Raw genomic sequence first — 320 nt, 5'->3', positions numbered from 1 at the left:
AATTTTTTTGAGGCGTCGAGTTGTATCTTTAACAATAAGTTTTCTCTTTGTAGGGCTTGATTTTGCTTTTGAAGCTGACGAAGCTGTTCTTCTTGGCTCTTGTCGTGATAGTTGACCATGCTTAGGTCTCCTTCCTTGGCGTAACCCCAAAAGGGCCTGCGGCCCTCGCTTATTATAAAGGCATTCCCATTGATAAACCGCACTAGGAGAGCGGTAACCAAAGTGAATACAAGTTTCGGGAATTGACGCCAAATTTTCTTGTTTCCACTTTATCAGATTCAGCCGAAAATCCCCAGTTACTTTCGGTGGATTCAGTAATG

At 42.8% G+C, this 320-nt stretch carries 1 protein-coding gene; it reads right to left on the bottom strand.

What is annotated here, in order from left to right:
• Positions 1-320 (bottom strand): helix-turn-helix domain-containing protein (locus H5975_RS08475; protein WP_204785643.1); only part of this gene is annotated, 320 nt, incomplete at both ends.

The sequence above is a fragment of the Limosilactobacillus coleohominis genome (assembly GCF_016901675.1).
Taxonomy (GTDB): domain Bacteria; phylum Bacillota; class Bacilli; order Lactobacillales; family Lactobacillaceae; genus Limosilactobacillus; species Limosilactobacillus intestinavium.
The sequence above is the reverse complement of the archived record's forward strand: the minus strand, read 5'-3'. Positions and strand labels throughout refer to the sequence as shown.